Annotated in this window: 13 protein-coding genes and 1 pseudogene; 9 read left to right on the top strand and 5 right to left on the bottom strand. The window is 73.5% G+C overall.

Features of this window, described 5'->3' with window-relative positions; genetic code table 11:
- Window positions 1-185 precede the first annotated feature (185 nt).
- From ACFQ8C_RS25025 to ACFQ8C_RS25005, 5 genes and pseudogenes are all read left to right on the top strand, one after another.
- Window positions 186-338, top strand: a pseudogene (locus ACFQ8C_RS25025) (nitroreductase/quinone reductase family protein); the annotation flags it as partial.
- A 123-nt stretch (window positions 339-461) separates the two neighbouring features.
- A complete protein-coding gene (locus ACFQ8C_RS25020) occupies window positions 462-878 on the top strand; it encodes a MerR family transcriptional regulator (RefSeq protein WP_383461501.1) in 417 nt (138 codons plus the stop codon).
- Window positions 879-889: 11 nt separating this feature from the next.
- Window positions 890-1,300 (top strand): thioredoxin family protein, encoded by a 411-nt coding sequence (locus tag ACFQ8C_RS25015; RefSeq protein WP_383461500.1) that lies wholly within the window; start codon window positions 890-892, stop codon window positions 1,298-1,300.
- 144 nt (window positions 1,301-1,444) lie between these two features.
- Window positions 1,445-2,323, top strand: coding sequence for an alpha/beta fold hydrolase (locus ACFQ8C_RS25010; protein ID WP_383461498.1), 879 nt, complete (start codon window positions 1,445-1,447; stop codon window positions 2,321-2,323).
- A gap of 154 nt (window positions 2,324-2,477) precedes the next feature.
- Entirely contained in the window at window positions 2,478-4,712 is a 2,235-nt protein-coding gene (locus ACFQ8C_RS25005; RefSeq protein WP_383461496.1) for a HelD family protein, read from the top strand.
- Between the two features lie 27 nt (window positions 4,713-4,739).
- Here the strand turns inward: ACFQ8C_RS25005 and glgB are convergent, their stop codons facing one another.
- From glgB to ACFQ8C_RS24985, 4 genes are all read right to left on the bottom strand, one after another.
- Window positions 4,740-6,953 carry a 1,4-alpha-glucan branching enzyme gene (gene glgB, locus ACFQ8C_RS25000; RefSeq protein ID WP_383461494.1) on the bottom strand — a complete coding sequence of 738 codons (2,214 nt, stop codon included), beginning with the start codon at window positions 6,951-6,953 and terminating at the stop codon, window positions 4,740-4,742.
- Between the two features lie 139 nt (window positions 6,954-7,092).
- On the bottom strand, window positions 7,093-8,445 hold the full coding sequence (locus ACFQ8C_RS24995; RefSeq protein ID WP_383461492.1) for a maltokinase: 1,353 nt from the start codon (window positions 8,443-8,445) through the stop codon (window positions 7,093-7,095).
- 234 nt (window positions 8,446-8,679) lie between these two features.
- The gene (treS, locus tag ACFQ8C_RS24990) at window positions 8,680-10,374 is read right to left on the bottom strand and encodes a maltose alpha-D-glucosyltransferase (protein ID WP_383461490.1); all 1,695 of its coding nucleotides are present in this window, start codon (window positions 10,372-10,374) and stop codon (window positions 8,680-8,682) included.
- The gene (locus tag ACFQ8C_RS24985) at window positions 10,371-12,356 is read right to left on the bottom strand and encodes an alpha-1,4-glucan--maltose-1-phosphate maltosyltransferase (RefSeq protein ID WP_383461488.1); all 1,986 of its coding nucleotides are present in this window, start codon (window positions 12,354-12,356) and stop codon (window positions 10,371-10,373) included. The genes treS and ACFQ8C_RS24985 overlap by 4 nt, the downstream gene beginning before the upstream one ends.
- A gap of 417 nt (window positions 12,357-12,773) precedes the next feature.
- On the opposite strand from ACFQ8C_RS24985, the gene ACFQ8C_RS24980 reads away from it, so the two are divergent.
- The 4 genes from ACFQ8C_RS24980 to ACFQ8C_RS24965 all read left to right on the top strand — a co-directional run bounded on the left by ACFQ8C_RS24980 (window position 12,774) and on the right by ACFQ8C_RS24965 (window position 18,825).
- Window positions 12,774-13,607: an AraC family transcriptional regulator gene (locus ACFQ8C_RS24980; RefSeq protein WP_383461487.1), complete on the top strand. Its 834-nt coding sequence runs from the start codon at window positions 12,774-12,776 to the stop codon at window positions 13,605-13,607.
- Window positions 13,608-13,905: 298 nt separating this feature from the next.
- The gene (gene glgP / locus ACFQ8C_RS24975; protein WP_383461485.1) at window positions 13,906-16,458 is read left to right on the top strand and encodes an alpha-glucan family phosphorylase; all 2,553 of its coding nucleotides are present in this window, start codon (window positions 13,906-13,908) and stop codon (window positions 16,456-16,458) included.
- A gap of 89 nt (window positions 16,459-16,547) precedes the next feature.
- Window positions 16,548-17,303 (top strand): response regulator transcription factor, encoded by a 756-nt coding sequence (locus ACFQ8C_RS24970; RefSeq protein WP_383461483.1) that lies wholly within the window; start codon window positions 16,548-16,550, stop codon window positions 17,301-17,303.
- The gene (locus ACFQ8C_RS24965) at window positions 17,296-18,825 is read left to right on the top strand and encodes a sensor histidine kinase (RefSeq protein ID WP_383461482.1); all 1,530 of its coding nucleotides are present in this window, start codon (window positions 17,296-17,298) and stop codon (window positions 18,823-18,825) included. The genes ACFQ8C_RS24970 and ACFQ8C_RS24965 overlap by 8 nt, the downstream gene beginning before the upstream one ends.
- Window positions 18,826-18,897: 72 nt before the next feature.
- Here the strand turns inward: ACFQ8C_RS24965 and ACFQ8C_RS24960 are convergent, their stop codons facing one another.
- On the bottom strand, window positions 18,898-20,931 hold the full coding sequence (locus ACFQ8C_RS24960; RefSeq protein ID WP_383461480.1) for a M4 family metallopeptidase: 2,034 nt from the start codon (window positions 20,929-20,931) through the stop codon (window positions 18,898-18,900).
- Window positions 20,932-21,386 lie beyond the last annotated feature (455 nt).

The raw sequence follows: 21,386 nt of genomic DNA, 5'->3' as shown, positions 1-21,386 counted from the left end.
GCCTTGAGCCGGATCCGGGCACCGGGAGGAACTCGCCCCGCGCGGAACGCCCTTGACACGGTCAAGGGCGTTCCGCCGAGAAGGGGGCTCCTCGCGTCGCGTGTCGGTCCGCGCTGGAAAGCGGAGGTATGGAGGCAAGAGGGCGGTAGGGACGGCAGTCGCCTCTCGACTTCGACGCCCCGGTCATCGAAGAATTCCGCATCCACGCCGGACGCCTCGGCGGCCCCTTCGAGGGCCGGGTGCTCCTTCTCCTCACCACCACCGGCGCCAGGTCCGGAAAAGAACACACCACCCCGCTCGGATGCGCCGAGGACGGCGACCGGCTTCTCGTCGTCGGTCCGGCCGGCGACTCCGATTCGCGTACGAGGAGGCGGAGGTCGTCCCCCTGTCGAGGGCGGCGGCCGGGATTCCGTGACGGCGCCCTTGCCCTGACGTCGGCGTCAACGCGTACGTTCGTCGTCATGCGCATCGGAGAACTGGCCGAGCGGGCCGGGACGACCACGCGGACCCTGCGGTACTACGAGTCGCGTGGCCTCCTGCCCGCCCGGCGTACGGAGCGGGGGCACCGCACCTACGACGAGAGCGACCTCCGGCTGCTCCGCGAGATCCGGACCCTCCAGGACTTCGGGTTCGGACTGGAGGAGACCCGGCCGTTCGTCGACTGCCTGCGGGCCGGCCACCCGGCGGGGGACTCGTGTCCCGCGTCGGTCGCCGTCTACCGCCGCAAGCTCGACGAACTGGACGCACTGCTCGGCCGGCTCCGGGAGGTGCGCGACCAGGTGGCCGTCCAGCTGCTGCGGGCCGAGGCCGATCTGCCCACGGGCCCGGCCCCCCGGTGCGAGCTCGGCACGGAGACGACAGGGAGCACGGAGGAGTGACGGAGAGGGAGATGACGACGAACCCCACGGGCACGACCCCCGCCACGGGCACGACCCCCGCCACGGCCGCGGCGAGCGCCGCGGTGACCGGGGCGGGCGCCGGGGTGACGGAGACGAGCGACGCGGACTTCGCGACGGACGTCCTCTCGGCGGGGCCGCCGGTCCTGGTGCAGTTCACGGCCGCCTGGTGCGGCCCCTGTCGCCAGCTGAAGCCGGTGCTGGCCGCGCTCGCGGCGGAGGAGGCGGGCAGGCTGCGGGTGGTCGAGATCGACGTGGACCGCAACCCCGCCACCACCCTCCGCTACGGCGTCCTGGCCACCCCCACCCTGATGGTCTTCCGGGACGGAGAGCCGGTGAAGTCCATGGTCGGCGCCCGCCCGAAGCGGCGTCTGGGGGAGGAGCTGGCGGACGTCCTGGACTGAGCCGGGGCACGGGACCGGGGCGGTCCGCCCGGGCGGGCGGTCGACCCGGCGACGGGCGCGTCCGGCGCCCGGGGTGCTTGACCTTCCCCGCGGTGTTGACGATACGATACGTCTCGTCTTGCCATCGGTCGGGAGGAGAGCGGCATGGCGCGCGAACGGTATGTGGACGTCGAGCCCGGCGTACGGCTCTGGGTCGAGGAGCACGGGGACCCCGGCCTGCCCCCGCTGCTCCTCGTCATGGGCGCGCAGGCGTCCGGGCTGACCTGGCCCGACGGGCTGGTGGAGCCGCTCGCCGCCGCCCACCGGGTGATCCGGTACGACCACCGGGACACCGGCCGCTCCACCTGGGCCTTCGACGAGAGGCCCTACCCCCTGGCCCGGCTCGCCGAGGACGCGGTCGCCGTCCTGGACGCGTTCGGCGTCGAGCGGGCCCACGTGGTCGGCATGTCGCTGGGCGGGCTGCTCACCCAGCTGCTGATCGCCGACCACCCTGACCGGCTGCTCAGCGCGACCGTCATCGGCACCGCCGCGCTCAGCACCACCCCGTACACCGCCCCCGACGGGACCCGGATCCCGGTCGAGGAGCTGCCCGGACCCTCCGCCGATCTCCTGGGGCTGTGGTCCCGCCCTGCGGAGGAGCGGGACCTGGAGGGGGAGCTGGACGACCGGGTCGCGCACTGGCGGGCCCTGGCCGGCGGCGTCCTCCCCTTCGACCCGGAGTGGTTCCGCGCGCAGGAACGCCGGATCGTCGCCCACACCGGGCACCACGCCCCCGGCACCGCCCACGCCCGCGCCGACGCCTCCGGCCTCGTCCGCACCGAACGGCTCGCCGCCACCGGGGTCCCCACCCTGGTCGTCTCCGCCCCGGCCGAGCCGGTCGCCCCGCCGCCGCACGCCCGGCACCTCGCCCAGGTGATCCGCGGCGCCCGCCTCGTCGAGATCCCCGGCATGGGCCACGCCCTGCCGCCCGAGGTCCACGCCCCGCTCGCGCAGGAGATCCTGCGCCACACGGAAACGGCGTGAGGGCACGAAAAAACCCCGGCTGAATTGACAGTCGGGGTGGTGCGGCGCCTATATTGGTGAATTCCGTGTGCTCGCTCGGAGCTTATGTCCATACATGCTCAAGCGAATTCACGGAGCATTTCACTAAAGGCACTGTATCGCGCTGGGAGTCGAATTGTCAACCGAGCCAATTCGGGACGAGCAGAAATTCATCACCTCGCTCTACGCGCGGCTCGACGACCTGAGGGAACGGGCCGAGGCCGCCGTGGGCGAGGCCCTCGGGACGCCCGGGACCGGGAGCGCGCAGTCGCGTCTGGAGCGGGACATCATGGTCGCCGAGCAGTCGGGGCTGCTCGCCGCGTTCAACGCCGGCGAGACCGGACTCTGCTTCGGCCGGCTCGTCTTCCGGGACGGCCGCGACCACCACATCGGGCGCATCGGGCTGCGCGAGGACGACCCGCGGCGGACCCCCCTCGTCGTCGACTGGCGCGCCGAGATCGCCCGCCCCTTCTACCTCGCCACCGGCCACGAGCCCATGGGCCTCACCCGCCGCCGGCACATCACCACCAAGGGCCGCGAGGTCGTCTCGCTCCACGACGAGGTCCTCGACCTCGCCGACCGCAGCCGCTCCGGGCACGAGGGCCGGGACGCCGACGAGGTGCTGCTCGCCTCGCTCGACGCCGCCCGCACCGGCCGGATGCACGACATCGTGCAGACCATCCAGGCCGAGCAGGACGCCATCATCCGCTCCCCGCACGGCGGCGTCCTCGTCGTCGAGGGCGGCCCCGGCACCGGCAAGACCGCGGTCGCCCTGCACCGGGCCGCGTACCTCCTCTACGCCCACCGCGAGCAGCTCGCCAGGCGGGCCGTCCTCATCGTCGGCCCCAACCCGGCCTTCCTCGGCTACATCGGCAACGTCCTGCCCTCGCTCGGCGAGACCGGCGTCCTCCTCGCCACCCCCGGCGAGCTGTACCCCGGCGTCCGCGCCACCGGGACCGACACCGCCCGCGCCGCCGCCGTGAAGGGCGACGTCCGGATGGCCGCCGCCCTCGCCGAGGCCGTGCGCGACCGGCAGCAGGTCCCCGAGCGCGGGGCGCCGCTCGTCGTGCCGCACGAGGACGGCGACCTCGTCATCGACTGGGACATGGCCCTGGAGGCCCGCCACAAGGCCCGCGAGACCGTCCTCCCGCACAACCTCGCCCGCCCCTACTTCGCCTTCCGGATCCTCGACGCGCTCGCCGCGCAGCTCGCCGACCGGATCGGGGCCGACCCGTACGGCGGCCCCAATTTCCTCGGCCCCGACGACATCGCCCTGCTCGCCAAGGGAATCGCCGCCAACCCCGACGTGCACGCCGCCGTCGACGAGCTCTGGCCGGAGCTCACCCCCGAGGCCTTCCTCGCCGACTACCTCGCCGAGCCCACCCACCTCGCCGAGGAGGACGCCGCCGCGATCCGCCGCGACGGCGGCCCGTGGACCCCGGGCGACGTCCCGCTCCTCGACGAGGCCGCCGAGCTCCTCGGCCACGACGACTCCGCCGCCCGCGCCGCCCAGGAGGCCGAGCGGCAGCGGCAGGTGCAGTACGCGCAGGGCGTCCTCGACGTCTCCTTCGCCTCCCGCACCTACGAGTTCGAGGACAAGGAGGAGCTCGACGAGGACGCCTCCGAGGTGCTCTCCGCGCACGACATCATCGACGCCGAGCGGTTCGCCGAGCGCCAGGAGGAGGCCGACCACCGCACCGCCGCCGAGCGGGCCGCCGCCGACCGCACCTGGGCCTTCGGGCACATCATCGTCGACGAGGCGCAGGAGCTGTCCGCCATGCAGTGGCGGCTCCTGATGCGCCGCAGCCCCACCCGCTCGATGACCCTGGTCGGCGACCCGGCGCAGACCGGCGACCCGGCCGGCGTCGGCGCGTGGGAGCGGATCCTCACGCCGTACGTGGAGGACCGCTGGCAGCACGTGAAGCTCGGGGTCAACTACCGCACGCCCGCCGAGATCATGGCGGTCGCCGCCGCCGTGCGCCGCGAGGACGACCCGTCCTTCGAGCCGCCCGGCTCGGTCCGCTCCACCGGCGTCGAGCCGTGGGACCGGACCGTCGAGGACCCGGTGAAGGAGACCGCGGACGCGGTCGCCGCCGAGCCGCGCTCCGAGGGCCGGCTCGCGGTGATCGCCCCGGCGGAGCTGCTCCCCGCCCTGGTCGAGGCGCTTCCCGAGGCCTCGCACGGCGAGAAGCCCGACCTGACCCGCCCGGTGGTCCTCCTCGACCCGCGCCAGGCGAAGGGCCTCGAATTCGACACGGTCCTCGTCGTCGACCCGGACGGCATCCGGGCCGGCGCCCCGCACGGCACGAACGACCTGTACGTGGCGCTGACCCGGGCCACCCAGCGGCTCGGGATCGTCAGGCGGGCCTGAAGCGCGGTCAGGCCCGCCCGAGCGCGGTCACGCGGGCCTGAGCCAGACCGTCGCGAGCGGCGGCAGCGTCATCCGGACGCTCGCCGACCGCCCGTGCCACGGCACCGACTCGGTCTTCACCGGGTCGGTGCCGACCACGTCCGAACCGCCGTACCGGGCCGCGTCGGTGTTCAGCACCTCGCCCCACGCGGCGAAGGCGTCCGGCACGCCCAGCCGGTAGTCGTGCCGGACGACGGGGGAGAAGTTGCAGACGGCGAGGAGCGGCGAGCCGAAGCCGTCGTAGCGGAGGAAGGCGAGGACGTTGTCGTCGGCGGCGTCCCCGACCACCCACTCGAAGCCCTCCGGCGCGGTGTCCCGCTCCCAGAGCGGGGGGGTCGCCGTGTAGACCCGATTCAGGTCCCCCACCAGGTCCTTCACCCCGCGGTGATCGGCCTCCGCCCCGTACGCCGGGTCGAGCAGCCACCACTCCGGCCCGTGCTCCGCCGACCACTCCGATCCCTGCGCGAACTCCTGCCCCATGAAGAGGAGTTGCTTGCCGGGATGGGCCCACATGAAGCCGAGGTAGGCGCGGTGGTTGGCGCGCTGCTGCCACCAGTCGCCGGGCATCTTGGACACCAGGGCCCGCTTGCCGTGCACCACCTCGTCGTGCGAGATCGGCAGGATGTAGTTCTCGCTGTACGCGTACACCATCGAGAAGGTCATCTCGTGGTGGTGGTACTTGCGGTGCACGGACTCCTTCTCCATGTACTGGAGCGAGTCGTGCATCCAGCCCATGTTCCACTTCATCCCGAAGCCGAGCCCGCCGAAGCCGCCCGGCCCGACCAGGTCCGTCGCCCGCGTCACGCCGTCCCAGGCGGTCGACTCCTCGGCGAAGGTGACGATGCCGGGGCAGCGGCGGTAGACGGTGGCGTTCATCTCCTGGAGGAAGGCGACCGCGTCCAGGTTCTCCCGGCCGCCGTACTCGTTCGGCAGCCACTCGCCGTACTCGCGCGAGTAGTCCAGGTAGAGCATCGACGCGACCGCGTCCACGCGCAGCCCGTCGACGTGGAACTCCTGGCACCAGTACACCGCGTTGGCGACGAGGAAGTTCCGCACCTCCTTGCGGCCGTAGTCGAACTCGAGGGTCCCCCAGTCCGGGTGGTGCGAGCGGCGCGGGTCCGGGTGCTCGTACAGCGGCCGCCCGTCGAACTCGGCCAGCGCCCAGTCGTCCTTCGGGAAGTGCGCCGGCACCCAGTCCATCAGCACGCCGATGCCCGCCCGGTGCAGCGCGTCCACCAGGAACTTGAAGTCGTCCGGGGTGCCCAGGCGGGCGGTCGGCGCGTAGAAACCGGTGACCTGGTAGCCCCAGGAGCCGCCGAAGGGATGCTCGGTGACCGGCATGAACTCGACGTGCGTGAAGCCGAGTTCGCGCACGTAGGCGGGCAGCTCCTCGGCGAGCTGACGGTAGGTCGCCCCCGGCCGCCAGGACGGCAGATGGAGCTCGTACACGGAGATCGGCGCCTCGTGCGGCGGCCGCGCGCCGCGCCGCGCCATCCACTCCTGGTCGCTCCACTCGTAGTGCGACTCGGTGACGATCGAGGCGGTGTCGGGCGGGCACTCGGTGCGACGGGCCATCGGGTCCGCGCGGACCGTGTGCGAGCCGTCGGGCCGCGTGATGTCGTACTTGTACACCGCCCCCTCCCCGACGCCCGGCACGAACAGCTCCCACACGCCGGTCGACCCGAGCGACCGCATCGGCAGCCCGGTGCCGTCCCAGTGCGTGAAGTCACCGGTGACGCGGACGCCGCGGGCGTTCGGCGCCCAGACGGCGAAGCGGGTGCCGGCGACCCCGCCGTGCGTCATCACGCGTGACCCCAGCGCCGTCCAGAGCTCCTCGTGCCGGCCCTCGCCGATCAGGTGCAGGTCGAGCTCGCCGAGCGACGGCAGGTGCCGGTACGGATCCTGTACGGCGAGCTCGCTCCCCTCGTACCGCACGCGGAGTTCGTACGCCGGGACCTTCCGCAGCAGCGGGACGAACGCGGAGAACAGGCCGTCGCCGTCGTCGTCGAACTCGACCTTCCGCCCCTTCGGGAGGACGGCCGTCACACCCCGCGCCCACGGGCGCAGCGCGCGCAGGACGACCCCGCCCTTCACCGGGTGGGCGCCGAGCAGGGAGTGCGGGTCGTGATGCTCGCCGGCGAGCAGCCGCACGCGCTCGCCGGGGTCGAGAGGGGGCGCTGTGCGGGGCGTCTTGGCGGTCACCGGTGGCCTCCAGAAAACTTGGAATGTGTACGAACTGGGCAACGCCCCACAAGCCCCCCGGAAACTCGGCCGAACGGGCCATCTCCCTCGCGGAGCCCGCCCCTGGCCCGCCCCGGCGCGGTCCGCGAGGGAGGCGGGGTCACGAGGGGGTGGCGAGGCGGTGGATGGCGGAGAGGGGGACGGGGAGCCAGTCGGGGCGGTGACGGGCCTCGTAGACGACCTCGTACACCGCCTTGTCGGTCTCGTAGGCACGGAGCAGCGCCGGGTCCGTGCGCGGGTCCGCGCCCGAGACCTCCGCGTAGCCCGTGCAGTAGGCCGCCCGGCAGCGCGCCGCCCACTCCGCGTTCCACGGGCGGTGCGTACGCGCCGCGTAGTCGAAGGAGCGCAGCATCCCCGCGACGTCGCGGACCGTCGGCTGCGGGCGGCGGCGCTCGTCGAGGGGCTTCGCCGGCTCGCCCTCGAAGTCGATGACCGCCCAGGCGCCGTCGGAACCGCGCAGCGTCTGCCCGAGGTGCAGGTCGCCGTGGATCCGCTGCACCGCGCCCGCGCCCTCCGCGTCGCCGGCGGCCGCGAAGACGGCCCGCAGCCCGGGGACGTACGGCAGCAGCGCGGGGACCGCCTGCGCGGCGGCGTGCAGCCGCCGGTCCATCGCGGCCGCCAGGCCCTCCGTCTCGGCGCGTTCCAGCCGCTGCGTGGGCAGGGCCTCCGCGAGCGCGAGGTGCACCTCGGCGGTGGCCCGCCCGAGCGACCGCGCCTCCGTGGTGAACTCCCGTCCCGCCGCGAGCGCGTCGAGCGCCAGCCGCCACCCGTCCCGGGAGTCGCGGAGGTACGGCTGGAGCACGCCCAGCGTCGCCGCCCCCGACTCGAACCAGGCCACCGGCGCCGGCACCCGGGCGCAGCCGGCCTGCCCGAGGGCGAGGGTCAGCTCCAGGTCGGGGTTGGCGCCGGGGCTGACCCGCCGGAAGATCTTCAGGATGTACGCGTCGCCGAACACCAGTGAGGAGTTGGACTGTTCGGCGTCGAGGACCCGCGGCGCGAGCGCCCCGGGCAGGGCGCGGGTGGCGTGGAAGCGGAGCGGCCCGGTGCGACCGGGGGTGCGCAGCCGTTCGTACAGGAGCCCGGCGAGCCGGGGGTCGCGCAGCCCCTCGTAGACGGCGCGGCCGGCCAGCGGGCCCTGCCGGACGCGTCCGATGAGGGCGGGCGCGAGGCGCGGCGGCAGCTGGGACCGTACGCCGAGGAGGAGTTGGTAGCAGTCGGCGGGCTCGCCGGCCGGGCGGCCGGGCTGTTCGACCCGCAGGAGGAGATGGAGGAGTCCGGGTCCGGCGCCGTCCAGGGGCAGCAGCTCGGTGGCCGCGTCCAGCGTGAATCCGGTCACCCGGCGGCCCTTGCCCGCGAACCAGCGCTGCCGGGGCAGCCATTCGTGGAGCAGGGGCGTCAGGGACGGAAGGAGGGCGTCCGGGGCCCGGGTGGTGGATGCGGCGGTCTCCGGCATGGCATCGCGTCCTTTCCCCGGGGTGCGCACAGGGCTGTCGTAAGGGTTCAAATGCGCAGATTGTCCCGGATGGCGGCTGGGGCTGTCCGGATGTGCGGGACGTGTCGGAAAGGGAAGATCCATATGGATGGGGCGGGATGGAGCGGGATGGACCCGGTTCGTGTGTGGGACACAGTTCCCAGAGTGGGACGGAGGAAACCGTCCCACCCCGGGCGAGGCCGAAATGGCCTGACGTCAGGTGCGCTTCATGCGGAACCAGTAGAAGCCGTGGCCCGCCAGCGTCAGCAGGTACGGCAGTTCGCCGACCGGCGGGAACTCCACCCCGCCGATCAGTTCCACCGGCCGCATCCCGTCGAAGCGCCGCAGGTCCAGCTCGGTCGGCTGCGCGAACCGCGAGAAGTTGTTCACGCAGAGGACCAGGTCGTCGCCGTCCTCCCGCAGGAAGGCGAGCACCGCCGCGTTGGAGGAGGGGAGTTCGGTGTACGTCCCCGTCCCGAAGGCACGGTTCTGCTTACGGATCTCGATCATCCGCTTCGTCCAGTGCAGCAGCGAGGACGGAGAGGCCATCCCGGCCTCCACGTTGGTCACCTGGTAGCCGTGGACCGGGTCCATGATGGTCGGCAGGTAGAGCCGGCCCGGGTCACAGGAGGAGAAGCCCGCGTTCCGGTCCGGGGTCCACTGCATCGGGGTGCGCACCCCGTCGCGGTCGCCGAGCCAGATGTTGTCGCCCATGCCGATCTCGTCGCCGTAGTACAGCACCGGGGAACCCGGCAGCGAGAAGAGCAGCGCGGTGAACAGCTCCATCTGCTTGCGGTCGTTGTCGAGGAGCGGGGCGAGCCGCCGCCGGATGCCGATGTTGGCCCGCATCCGCGGGTCCTTGGCGTACTCGGCGTACATGTAGTCCCGCTCCTCGTCCGTGACCATCTCGAGGGTGAGCTCGTCGTGGTTGCGGAGGAAGATGCCCCACTGGCAGCCGGAGGGGATCTCCGGCGTCTTCGCCAGGATCTCCGAGACCGGGTAGCGCGACTCGCGCCGCACGGCCATGAAGATCCGCGGCATGACCGGGAAGTGGAAGGCCATGTGGCACTCGTCGCCGCCGGAGCGGAAGTCGCCGAAGTAGTCGACGACGTCCTCGGGCCACTGGTTGGCCTCGGCGAGCAGCACCGTGTCCGGGTAGTGGTCGTCGATCTCCTTGCGGACCTGCTTGAGGAAGGTGTGGGTGGCCGGCAGGTTCTCGCAGTTGGTGCCCTCCTGCTGGTACAGGTACGGCACCGCGTCCAGCCGGAAGCCGTCGATCCCCAGGTCCAGCCAGAACTTCAGCGCCGACAGGATCTCCTCCTGGACCGCCGGGTTCTCGTAGTTGAGGTCCGGCTGGTGCGAGAAGAAGCGGTGCCAGTAGTACTGCTTGCGGACCGGGTCGAAGGTCCAGTTGGAGGTCTCGGTGTCGACGAAGATGATCCGGGCGTCGGCGTACTGCTTGTCGTCGTCGGCCCAGACGTAGTAGTCGCCGTACGGTCCCTCCGGGTCGCGCCGGGACTCCTGGAACCACGGGTGCTGGTCGCTGGTGTGGTTCATGACGAAGTCGATGATCACGCGCATCCCGCGCTGGTGCGCCGCGTCCACGAACTCCACGAAGTCGGCGATGTCGCCGAACTCGGGGAGGACCGACGTGTAGTCGGCCACGTCGTATCCGCCGTCGCGCAGCGGGGACTTGAAGAACGGCGGCAGCCACAGGCAGTCCACGCCGAGCCACTGGAGGTAGTCCAGGCGGGACGTGATGCCCTTCAGGTCGCCGACGCCGTCGCCGTTGCTGTCCTGGAAGGACCGGACGAGGACCTCGTAGAAGACGGCCCGCTTGAACCAGTCCGGATCGCGGTCCTTGGCGGGGGTGTCCTCGAAGGTGTCGGGGACGGGATCGTTGACAGTCATGAGGTGGGTGACCCTCCGGTCTGCGGGGACGGTCGCAGGACGAGCACGTGCGCGGGCGTGACGCCCGGTTCGAGGCGCACGTACGCGTTCCTGCCCCAGTGATAGGTGTCGCCGGTGAGCTCGTCGCGCACCGGCACGGTCTCGTGCCAGCCGAGGCCGAGTTCCGGCATGTTCAACGAGACCGTCGCCTCCTGGGTGTGGTGCGGGTCGAGGTTGACGACCACCAGAACGGTGTTCGAACCCGACTTCTTCGCGTACGCGATCACCTGCGGGTTGTCCGTCTGGTGGAAGGACAGGTTCCGCAGTCTCCGGAGCGCCGGGTGGCGGCGCCTGATCCGGTTCAGGGAGGTGATCAGGGGGGTGATCGTCGCGCCCGAGCGCTCCGCCGCCTCCCAGTCCCGGGGCCGGAGTTGGTACTTCTCCGAGTCCAGGTACTCCTCGCTGCCGGAGCGCAGCGGGGTGTTCTCGCACAGCTCGTACCCGGCGTAGATCCCCCAGGTCGGCGAGAGCGTCGCCGCCAGCACCGCCCGAGCCTCGAAGGCCGGACGGCCGCCCTCCTGGAGGTAGGCGTGCAGGATGTCGGGGGTGTTCACGAAGAAGTTGGGCCGCATCTGCGCCGCCACGTCCCCGGACAGCTCGGTCAGGTACTCGGTCAGCTCATCCTTGGAGTTCCGCCAGGTGAAGTACGTGTAGGACTGCTGGAAGCCGATCGCGCCGAGCGTCCGCATCATCGCCGGCCGGGTGAAGGCCTCCGCCAGGAAGACCACGTCCGGGTCCCGCCCGTTGACCTCCCCGATCACCCGCTCCCAGAACACCACCGGCTTGGTGTGCGGGTTGTCCACCCGGAAGATCCGCACCCCGTGGTCCATCCAGTGGCGCATGACCCGGACCGTCTCGGCGACGATCCCGTCCATGTCCTTGTCGAAGGCGATGGGGAAGATGTCCTGGTACTTCTTCGGCGGGTTCTCCGCGTGGGCGATCGAGCCGTCCGGACGGTGGTGGAACCACTCCGGGTGCTTCTCCACCCACGGGTGGTCCGGCGAGCACTGGAGCGCGAAGTCCAGCGCGATCTCCAGGCGCAGTTCGCGGGCCCGGGCCACGAAGGCGTCGAAGTCCTCGATCGTGCCCAGGTCCGGGTGGACCGCGTCGTGCCCGCCCTCCGGCGAACCGATCGCCCACGGCACGCCGACGTCGTTCGGGGCCGCCGAGAGGGAGTTGTTGGGGCCCTTGCGGTGGGTCTCGCCGATCGGGTGGATCGGCGGCAGGTAGACCACGTCGAAGCCCATCGCCGCGATGGCCGGAAGCCGTTCGGCCGCGGTGCGGAAGTTCCCGGGAACCGTACGGCCCTTGACCTTCCGGACGCCCTCCGAGCGCGGGAAGAACTCGTACCAGGAGCCGTACAGGGCCCGCTCCCGCTCCACCCGGAGCGGGAACGCGGCCGAGGCGGAGACCAGTTCGCGCAGCGGATGGCGCTCCAGGGTCCCGGTCACCCGCGGCGCGAGCGCGGCGGCGAGCCGCGCGGCGGCCGGCCGGGACTCGTCGCGCAGCGCGTCGGCCGCCGCGAGCACCGCCTCCCGCCCGCCGCCCTTCTTCGGGACGCCCTTCGCGGCCCGCTCGTGCAGCTCGGCGCCCTCGGCCAGGACGAGTTCGGAGTCGATCCCGGCCGGGATCTTGATCTTCGCCGCGTGGCGCCAGGTCGCCAGCGGGTCGCTCCACGCCTCGATCGTGTACGTCCACAGCCCCTCGGCGTCCGGGGTGACCTCGGCACCCCAGCGGTCGGAGCCCTCGGCCAGTTCGCGCATCGGGGTCCACGGCCCCGGGCGGCCGGTCGGGCCGGTGAGGACGACGTTGGCGGCGACCGCGTCGTGGCCCTCGCGGAAGACGGTCGCCGACACCTCGAAGGTCTCGCCGGCCACTGCCTTCGCGGGGCGCCGGCCGCAGTCGACCAACGGGCGGACGTCCAGTACGGGAATGCGTCCCATGAGCGGATTCACAGCATCACCTGACGGTTTCCGGGGGTGCGGGTGGTGGTGCGCTCTTTCTAGCCGCGCCGGAGGCCGGTGGGAGGCGGGCATCGCCGCGCCCCTCCGCGTTCACTCGGATGGCGGGCCCACAGGGATGAAGACGGTACGAAGACGGGGGTGAGGACGGGGGTGGAGACGGGGGTGGAGAAGAGGGTGAAGACGGGGACGGGGAGGACGGGTTCGGGGAGTACCCGGGGAGCTTCCCCGGGTTCAGGCGTGGGCAATCCGGCCCTTTGTTAACTACTAGGGCGTAGGGGGCCGGGCAAGACGCGAGTCGGCCGGAAACCCGTCCGGGCGCCGTGCGGCGGACCGGAACCCCCGGCGGTTCTGGTTACGCTGACGGTCCGTCGTCACCGGAGAAGGCGGGAGACGCGCATGGACACGGACCTGGCTCGGGCCGTCCTCCACCACGTGCTGGCCGGGCGTTGCCGGCTCGCCCTGCACGGGGCCGGAACCCTCGAACTAGGCGCCGGGGACCTCGCGCTCCTGCCGACCGGCATCCGGCACCGGCTCACCGCCGCCCCCGACGCGCCGCCACCGCCGGGGACGTCCGCACCCGGCGCGCCCGCCCCGGGCGGGGCGCCCGCGGAGGTGTGGGGGCTCGACGGGGCGCAAGGGGGCGCGGGCGTCCGGGTGCTCACCGTCCGTGCCGGGTACGACCGGCGGGCCGCCACCCCCCTCGTGTCCGTCCTGCCCCGCGCCCTCCGCCTCGAACGGGCCCGCGTCGAGGCCGCCCCGCTGCTCCGGGAGACCCTCGCGCTGCTCGCGTCGCCCGGCCGGCGCCCGGGCCCCGGCGACCGGCTGCTCGCCCTGCGTGTCCTGGAGACCGCCCTCGCCCTCGCCGCCCCGCCCCGCCGACCGGACGGCCCGTACCCGTACCCGCATCCGGGCATCGGCCGCAGCGTCGCCGTCATCGAGACCCGTTACGCCGAGCCGTGGACCGTGGTCACCCTCGCCCGCGAGGCCGGCATGTCCCGCTCCGCCTTCACCGCGGCCTTCCGCGAGGCCGTCGGCTCGCCCCCGGCCCGCCATCTCACGGCCCGCCGGATACGGGAGGCGGCCCGGCTGCTCGCCGAGACCGGGCTCCCCCAGTCGGCCGTGCCCGCCCGCGTCGGCTACCGCAGCCGGGTCGGCTTTCACCTCGCCTTCCGCGCCACCTACGGGGTGACCCCGGGGGAGTACCGGGCGGCCGCGCCCCGCCGGATCTGAACCGCCGGATCCGACATCCTGGATCCGATCTCCTTAATCCAATCTCCGGCATCCGGCATCTTGGGTCCGGCATTTTGGATCCGATCTCCGAGATCCGAAATTCCGGATCCGAAATCCTGGATCCGAACCACCGGATCCGAACCCCCGCACGCGCCCCCGGCGCCCCGTCCGTGCCCCCGGGTGCCGGGGACGCACCGTGGCCGGGACGGCGCCGGGAGCCTACGCTCGGTGCGGCACGCCGGACGCACAGCGTGGTGCGTCCGCTCCGTACCGTCACCGGCCTGCGAAGGTGGGACACGTGAAGGCAATCCGTCGATTCACCGTGCGTCCTGTCCTCCCCGACACCCTTCGACCCCTCGCCGCCCTGGCGCGCAACCTGCGCTGGTCGTGGCACGAGCCGACCCGTGCCCTCTTCGACTCCCTCGCCCCCGAAGGGCTCGCGGGCGCCGATCCCGTCCGTGTCCTCGGCGCCCTGGAGGCCCCCCGGCTCGCCGCGCTCGCCGCGGACCGCGACTTCCTCGCCCGGCTCGCCACCGCCGCCGACGACCTCGACGCCTATCTGGAGCGGCCCCGCTGGTACCAGGAGCGCGGCTCCGGCGACGGGCCCGCCGCCCTCGCCTACTTCTCGCCCGAGTTCGGCGTCGCCGCCGCGCTGCCCCAGTACTCCGGCGGGCTCGGCATCCTCGCCGGCGACCACCTGAAGTCCGCCAGCGACCTCGGCGTCCCCCTGATCGGCGTCGGACTGCTCTACCGCCACGGCTACTTCCGGCAGTCCCTCGGCCGCGACGGCTGGCAGCAGGAGCAGTACCCCGTCCTCGATCCGGGCGAGCTGCCCGTCACCCTGCTGCGCGAGGCCGACGGCACCCCCGCCCGGATCGTCCTCGCGCTGCCCGGCGGCCGCAGCCTCCACGCCCACCTGTGGATCGCCCAGGTCGGCCGCGTCCCGCTCCTCATGCTCGACTCGGACGTCGAGGAGAACGCCCCCTGCGAGCGGTCCGTCACCGACCGGCTCTACGGCGGCGGCAGCGAGCACCGGCTCCTCCAGGAGATGCTGCTCGGCATCGGCGGCGTCCGCGCGGTCCGCACGTACACCCGGCTCACCGGCCACCCCGAGCCCGAGGTCTTCCACACCAACGAGGGCCACGCCGGCTTCCTCGGCCTCGAACGGATCCGCGAACTCCAGGGCGAGGGGCTGGACTTCGACGCCGCGCTCGAAACCGTCCGGGCCGGCACCGTCTTCACCACCCACACCCCCGTCCCCGCGGGGATCGACCGCTTCGACCGGGGGCTCGTCGCCCGCCACCTCGGCGACGACGGCGCCCTGCCCGGCCTCGACACCGGCCGGATCCTCGCCCTCGGCGACGAGACCCCGCTCGGCGGCGAGCCCGGCGTCTTCAACATGGCCGCCATGGGCCTGCGCCTCGCCCAGCGCGCCAACGGGGTCTCCACCCTCCACGGCGCCGTCAGCCGGGAGATGTTCGCCGGACTCTGGCCGGGCTTCGACCCCGAGGAGGTGCCGATCACCTCCATCACCAACGGCGTCCACGCCCCCACCTGGACCGCCCCCGAGGCCACCCGCCTCGGCCCCGACGCGAGCGACAGCGAGCTGTGGGAGCTGCGCCGCACCCTGCGCACCCGGCTCGTCGCCGACGTCCGGGACCGGCTGCGGGCCTCCTGGCGGCAGCGCGGCGCGGCCGCCGCCGAACTCGGCTGGACCGACGCCGTCCTCGACCCCGAGGTCCTCACCATCGGCTTCGCCCGCCGGGTCCCCTCGTACAAGCGGCTCACCCTGATGCTCCGCGACAAGGACCGGCTGCGCGCCCTGCTGCTCCACCCCGAGCGGCCGGTGCAGCTGGTCGTCGCCGGCAAGGCCCACCCGGCCGACGACGGCGGCAAGAAGCTCGTCCAGGAGCTGGTCCGCTTCGCCGACGACCCCCGGGTCCGGCACCGGATCGTCTTCCTGCCCGACTACGGCATGGAGATGGCCCGCGGCCTCTACCCCGGCTGCGACGTGTGGCTCAACAACCCGCTGCGCCCCCTGGAGGCGTGCGGCACCAGCGGCATGAAGGCCGCGCTCAACGGCTGTCTCAACCTCTCCGTCCTCGACGGCTGGTGGGACGAGTGGTACGAGCCCGAGTTCGGCTGGGCCATCCCCACCGCCGACGGCGCCGCCGCGGCCGACGAGGAGCGCCGCGACGACCTGGAGGCCGCCGCCCTCTACGAGCTGATCGAGCGCCGGGTCGCCCCCCGCTTCTACGACCGGGGCCCCGACGGCGTCCCCGCCGCCTGGACCGCCATGGTCCGCCGCACCCTCACCGAACTCGGCCCCAAGGTCCTCGCCGACCGGATGGTCGGGGAGTACGTGGAGCGGCTGTACGTCCCCGCCGCGGCGGCCCGCCGGGCGCTCACCCCGGACCGGGCGCGGGAGCTCGCCGCCTGGAAGGCCCGGGTGCGGACGGCCTGGCCGGGCGTCTCGGTGGACCACGTGGAGATCGGCGACGACCTCGCCGAGGCCGGTGCCGAGCTGGGCGCCACGCCGGTCGTCCGGGTCCGGGTCGCGCTCGGCGGCCTCGCCCCCGACGACGTCGAGGTGCAGGCCGTCACCGGGCGCGCCGGCGCCGACGACACCCTCACCGCCACCCGCACGGTCACGCTCAAGCCCGCCGGCGGTCCGGACCTGGAGGGCCGGCAGCCCTACGCGGGCACCCTGGAGCTGGACCGCACCGGCCCCTTCGGCTGCACCGTGCGGGTGCTCCCCGCCCACCCGCTCCTCGCCCATCCCGCCGAACCGGGCCTCCTCGCCCTGCCGGAGGGCCCGGCGAGCGAGGCCGCGGGGGTGCTCCTGAGGTAGCCGCCTCCCACTCCCCGTTCCGGTCCCGGTTCCGCACGCCGTTCCGGTCCCGGTGCCCGGGCCGGAACGGGGTGCCTAGGCTGGACGGCATGATCAGGGTGCTGCTGGCCGACGACGAGACGATGATCCGCGCCGGGGTGCGGGCCATCCTCACCACCGACCCGGGGATCGAGGTGGTCGCCGAGGCCGGCGACGGCCACGAGGCCGTGGAGCTGGCCCGGCTCCACCGGCCCGACGTCGCCCTCCTCGACATCCGGATGCCCCGCCTCGACGGCCTCGCCGCCGCCGACGAGCTCCGCCGCACCCTCCCGGAGACGGCGGTCGTCATGCTCACCACCTTCTCCGAGGACGACTACATCGCCCGGGCCCTCGGCGGCGGCGTCGGCGGCTTCCTCCTCAAGTCCGGCGACCCGCGCGAACTGATCGCCGGGGTCCGCGCGGTCGCCGCCGGAGGAGCCGCCCTCTCGCCCACCGTCGCCCGCCGGGTCATCGACACCCTCGGCGGCGAGCGCCTCACCCGCGCGGCCGCCGCCCGCGCCCGGCTCGCCCCGCTCACCGGCCGCGAACGGGAGGTCGTCTCGCTGCTCGCCGCCGGCTGCTCCAACCAGGAGATCGCCGCCCGCATGTACGTCGTCGAGGGCACCGTCAAGGCCCACGTCAGCGCCGTCCTCGGCCGCCTCGGCCTGCGCAACCGCGTCCAGCTCGCCGTCCTCGCCCACGAGGCCGGACTCGTCGGCGACGCGCCCGGGCCGGACGGCGGCGGTCCCGACGGCCGCCCCGGGCCCGGCCGTCCCGGCGACGGCGGGCGCGCCCGCCCCGGCGACCCGGACCCCTTCCGTGCCTGAGACCTCCCGGGCGCGCCGGCGCCTCTTCGACCTGGCGCTGTGGGTGCTGCTCTCCGTGCCGGTGCTGCTCCGCTCGGACCCGAACGACGGCGGCTCCTGGTTCCAGGTCGCCGCCGGCGTCACCGTCCTCGGCGGCTGCGTCGCCGTCAGCCGCCGGTGGCCGCTGCTGCCGCTCGCGGTCACGGTCGCCGCGAGCCTGCCCGCCACCCTGGAGCTGTTCACCCCCTCGTACAGCCTCGCCCTGGTCGCCTTCGGCTATCTCGCCGGACGGCGCCAGGACCACACCCGCGGCTCGCTCTGGCTCTTCGGGGCGGTGGCCGCGGTGGGGCTGCTGCTCACCCGGCTGACCGGCACCTCCCTCGGCCCCTGGTTCACCCTGCTGCTCGCCCTCGCGCTGGCGATCGTGGCGCCCTGGCTGGTCGGCCGCTACGTCCGCCAGTACGACCGGCTGGTGCGCAGTGGCTGGGAGCTGGCCGACCGGATGGAGCGGGAGCAGGCGGCCGTGGCCGACCGGGAGCGGCTGCGGGAGCGGTCGCGGATCGCCGGGGACATGCACGACTCCCTCGGCCACGACCTGGCGCTGATCGCGGTGCGGGCCGGGGCCCTGGAGGTGGACCCGGGGCTCGGGCCCGAGCAGCAGCGGGCGGCGGGCGACCTGCGCCGGGCGGCGGCGGAGGCGACCGAGCGGCTGCGGGACGTCATCGGGGTGCTGCGGGAGGAGGGCGCGGGGGCCCCGACGACGCCGCCGGACGAGACGGTCGGCGAACTGGTGGACCGGGCCCGGGCGTCGGGGCTCGGCGTGACGCTCCGCGGCGCCCCGCCGGAGCTGGCGGGGATGACGGGCCGGGCGCTGTACGGGGTGGTACGCGAGGGGCTGACGAACGCGGCGAAGCACGCTCCGGGCGCCGCCGTGACCGTCGAGGTCCGGGAGTCCGGGCCGCGGGTGACGGTACGGGTGGAGAACGGGCCGGGCGAGGGGGCCGGGCCGGGCGAGGGGGCCGGGCCGCCCGCCTCCGGTGGCTCCGGGCTCGTCGGGCTCGACGAGCGGGTCCGGCTGGCGGGCGGCACCCTGACGCACGGTCCGGTGCGGGGCGGCGGTTTCGCGCTGGAGGCGGTGCTGCCCCGGCGGGCGCCGGCGGCGGTGCCGGTCGCGCCGACCTCGGCCCGGGAGCTGGACCGGGCCCGCCGGCGGGTGCGCGAGGACCTGGTGCGGGCGATCTGGATCCCGCTGGCGCTGCTGGTCGCGCTGGCGGTGCTGACGGCGGGCGTGGCGGTGTGGTCGCAGTCGCGCTCGTACCTGGAGCCCGACAACTACGCGCGGCTGCTGGTCGGCCAGGCGTACGCGGAGATCGTGGAGGACCTGCCCGACCACGCGCTGGAGGCGCCTCCGGCGGGGCTGCCGCCGGAGCCGGCGGGGGTGGACGAGTGCCGGTACTACCGGGCGACGGTCTTCGCGGAGGTCCCGGTCTACCGGCTGTGCTTCACCGGCGGGCGGCTGGTGTCCGCGGCGGAACTGCCGTGAGACGGGCGGACGCCCGGAGGGATGGGTCCCTCCGGGCGTCCGTCGTGGCTGCTTCCGGCCGTGCTTCCCGGGTTACGGGAAGGTCAGCTTGAAGGAGTTGATGTAGCCGGTGTCGGCCCCGGCCTTGTCCTGGACGCGGAGCTTCCAGGCACCGTTGGCGACCTCGCTGGAGGCGTTCACGGTGTAGGTCTGGTTGATGTTGTCGGTGCTTCCGCCGGAGCGGTTGTGCAGGTTGTAGACCGAGCCGTCGGGGGCGACGAGGTCGACGACGAGGTCACCGATGTAGGTGTGGACGATGTTCACGCCGACGGCGAGGTTGGTCGGCGCGTTGCCGGTGACGCCGGTGACGTTGACCGTCGAGGTGACCGCCGCGCCGGGGGAGTCCGGGATGGAGACGTCGGCGGTGTTCTCGAAGACCTTGCCGGTGGGCGGGGTGGTGCCGCCCGGGCGGGTGCCGACGTTGACGGCGGCCCAGGCGTGCTGGACGGCGAGCGACTCGGGGCTGTCGACGCCGTAGAGCTCGTTGGCCACGGCGACCGTGCCGGTGCGGGCGGCCGCGTAGTTGGTCGAGGAGCCCCACTTGGTGGTGAGGGCCTTGAACCAGATCAGCGAGGCCTTGTCGCGGCCGATGCCGGTGACGGGCAGGCCGTCGGAGGTCGGCGAGTCGTAGGTGACGCCGTTGACGGTCTTGACGCCGCTGCCCTCGGAGAGCAGGTAGTAGAAGTGGTTCGCCACGCCCGAGGAGTAGTGGACGTCGACCGAGCCGATGCCGGAGTACCAGTAGTCCTTGGAGGACCCGTCCTTGCTCGGCTTGTCCATGTAGCGCAGCGGGGTGCCGTTGCCGCGGATGTCGATCTTCTCGCCGACGAGGTAGTCGCCCTGGTCCTGGGCGTTGTTGGCGTAGAACTCGACGGCCGCCGCGAAGATGTCCGAGGTGGCCTCGTTGAGGCCGCCGGACTCGCCGCTGTAGACCAGGCCGGCGGTGTTGGAGGTGACGCCGTGCGTCATCTCGTGCGCGGCCACGTCGATGGAGGTGAGCGGCTTGGTGTTGCCCGCGCCGTCGCCGTACGTCATGCAGAAGCAGGAGTCCTGCCAGAAGGCGTTGACGTAGGCGTTGCCGTAGTGGACCCGGGAGTACGCGCCGACGCCGTCGCCGCGGATGCCGCTGCGGCCGTGGACGTTCTTGTAGTAGTCCCAGGTGAGCGCGGCGCCGTAGTGGGCGTCGGCGCCGGCCGTCTCCTTGTTGGAGGGCAGGCCGTTGCCCCAGACGTCCGTGGTGTTGCTGAAGAGCGTCCCGGTGCCGGACGAACCGCCGTTGAGGTTGTACGTCTTGTGGTTGCCGCGACCGGTGTCGGTCAGCGTGTACGAGGGCGCCGTGCCGAGCGTGACCTGGCCGCTGTACTGGGTGTTGCCCGTGCCGGTGTGCACGGCCTGCCACTCGTACAGCTTGGCGCCGGACTTGGCGTCGGTGACGACGTGCAGCTCGTTCGGCGTGCCGTCCTCCTGGAGGCCGCCGACGACGGTCTCGTACGCGAGGACGGGGGCGCCGGACTGTGCCATCCAGACGACCTTGCGCGGGGCGCGCTCGCTCTTCGTCGCCTTCGAGCCGTCGGCGGCGGCGAGGCCCACGGCCTGCTTCTCCGCGGCGGCGGGGGTGACGGTGGCGGCGAGGTCCACGTTCTTCAGCTCGGCCCGGGAGGACTTGGTGATCCCGGTGGTGGCGCCCGCCTTGGACTCGGCGACGATCAGGTCGCCGCCGAGGACGGGGAGGCCGCCGTAGGTGCGCTCGTAGCGCGTGTGGGTCGTGCCGTCGCGGTCCTGGACCACGTCGCGGACGACGAGCTTCTCCTGGCTGCCGAGGCCCAGTTCCTTGGCCGTCTCGGCCTTGTCGGCGTCGGCGGCCTTGATCAGCGCGGAGCGCTGGGCGGGCGTGAGGTCGGCGGGAAGCTTGCCGGGGTTGGCCTTCCCGGCGGCCTGGGCGGCCGGGGCGGTGGTCCCGGTGATGTCGGCGGAGGCGCTGCCGGCCTGGACGCCGACGGCGAGCATGGCGGCGGCGGCGACGAGGGCGCCGGTCGCGGTGGCGCGGCGGCTGGGCGTGGATCTCACGCGGACTCCTTCTTGCGATGGGGGGTACCGGGCCGCTGGGTGGGCGGGCCGGGCAGTGCAAGCAGAGCTGTGGCACACGAACGGGTGAAGCGGCGAACGCGGTTGCGAGGAACCGGGGAGAGAGTGGCAGCTACCGCTGGTATCTGTCAGGACCGCGTCAACAACTTGGCCGGAAGTCGTCCGCTGCGCGTACGGCCGTGTTCGTTAACCGGACGTTTCGTCGATCATGAACCGCACGCCATCCACCGTTCTCCGTGCGGGAATCCCTTCGCCGGGATCTCTCCGGGCCCGCGCTCACCGCGCCGCGTCCCGCCCCTCGGACGCCTGCCGCCCCTACCGGGCCGATGGCGGAAAACCGGCGGCTCGAACCCCGCCTTCCGCTCCGGGTGGTTCCGCGCGCCGACCGTGGACGGCGTGGACCGGCGGCCTCGGGCCGGTCGCGCCGGCCCCGGGCG

It is taken from the genome of Streptomyces sp. NPDC056503 (assembly GCF_042794995.1).
Classification (GTDB): domain Bacteria; phylum Actinomycetota; class Actinomycetes; order Streptomycetales; family Streptomycetaceae; genus Streptomyces.
Note: the sequence above shows the minus strand (reverse complement) of the source record. Positions and strands in the feature narration are given on the sequence as shown.

What these genes read in the sequence shown, in the direction of transcription:
- ACFQ8C_RS25020 (WP_383461501.1), top strand. Translation starts at nt 462, where the DNA reads ATGCGCATCGGAGAACTGGCCGAGCGGGCCGGGACGACCACGCGGACC.
- ACFQ8C_RS25015 (WP_383461500.1), top strand. Translation starts at nt 890, where the DNA reads ATGACGACGAACCCCACGGGCACGACCCCCGCCACGGGCACGACCCCC.
- ACFQ8C_RS25010 (WP_383461498.1), top strand. Translation starts at nt 1,445, where the DNA reads ATGGCGCGCGAACGGTATGTGGACGTCGAGCCCGGCGTACGGCTCTGG.
- ACFQ8C_RS24995 (WP_383461492.1), bottom strand. Translation starts at nt 8,445, where the DNA reads ATGCCGGAGACCGCCGCATCCACCACCCGGGCCCCGGACGCCCTCCTT.
- treS (WP_383461490.1), bottom strand. Translation starts at nt 10,374, where the DNA reads ATGACTGTCAACGATCCCGTCCCCGACACCTTCGAGGACACCCCCGCC.
- ACFQ8C_RS24985 (WP_383461488.1), bottom strand. Translation starts at nt 12,356, where the DNA reads ATGGGACGCATTCCCGTACTGGACGTCCGCCCGTTGGTCGACTGCGGC.
- ACFQ8C_RS24980 (WP_383461487.1), top strand. Translation starts at nt 12,774, where the DNA reads ATGGACACGGACCTGGCTCGGGCCGTCCTCCACCACGTGCTGGCCGGG.
- ACFQ8C_RS24970 (WP_383461483.1), top strand. Translation starts at nt 16,548, where the DNA reads ATGATCAGGGTGCTGCTGGCCGACGACGAGACGATGATCCGCGCCGGG.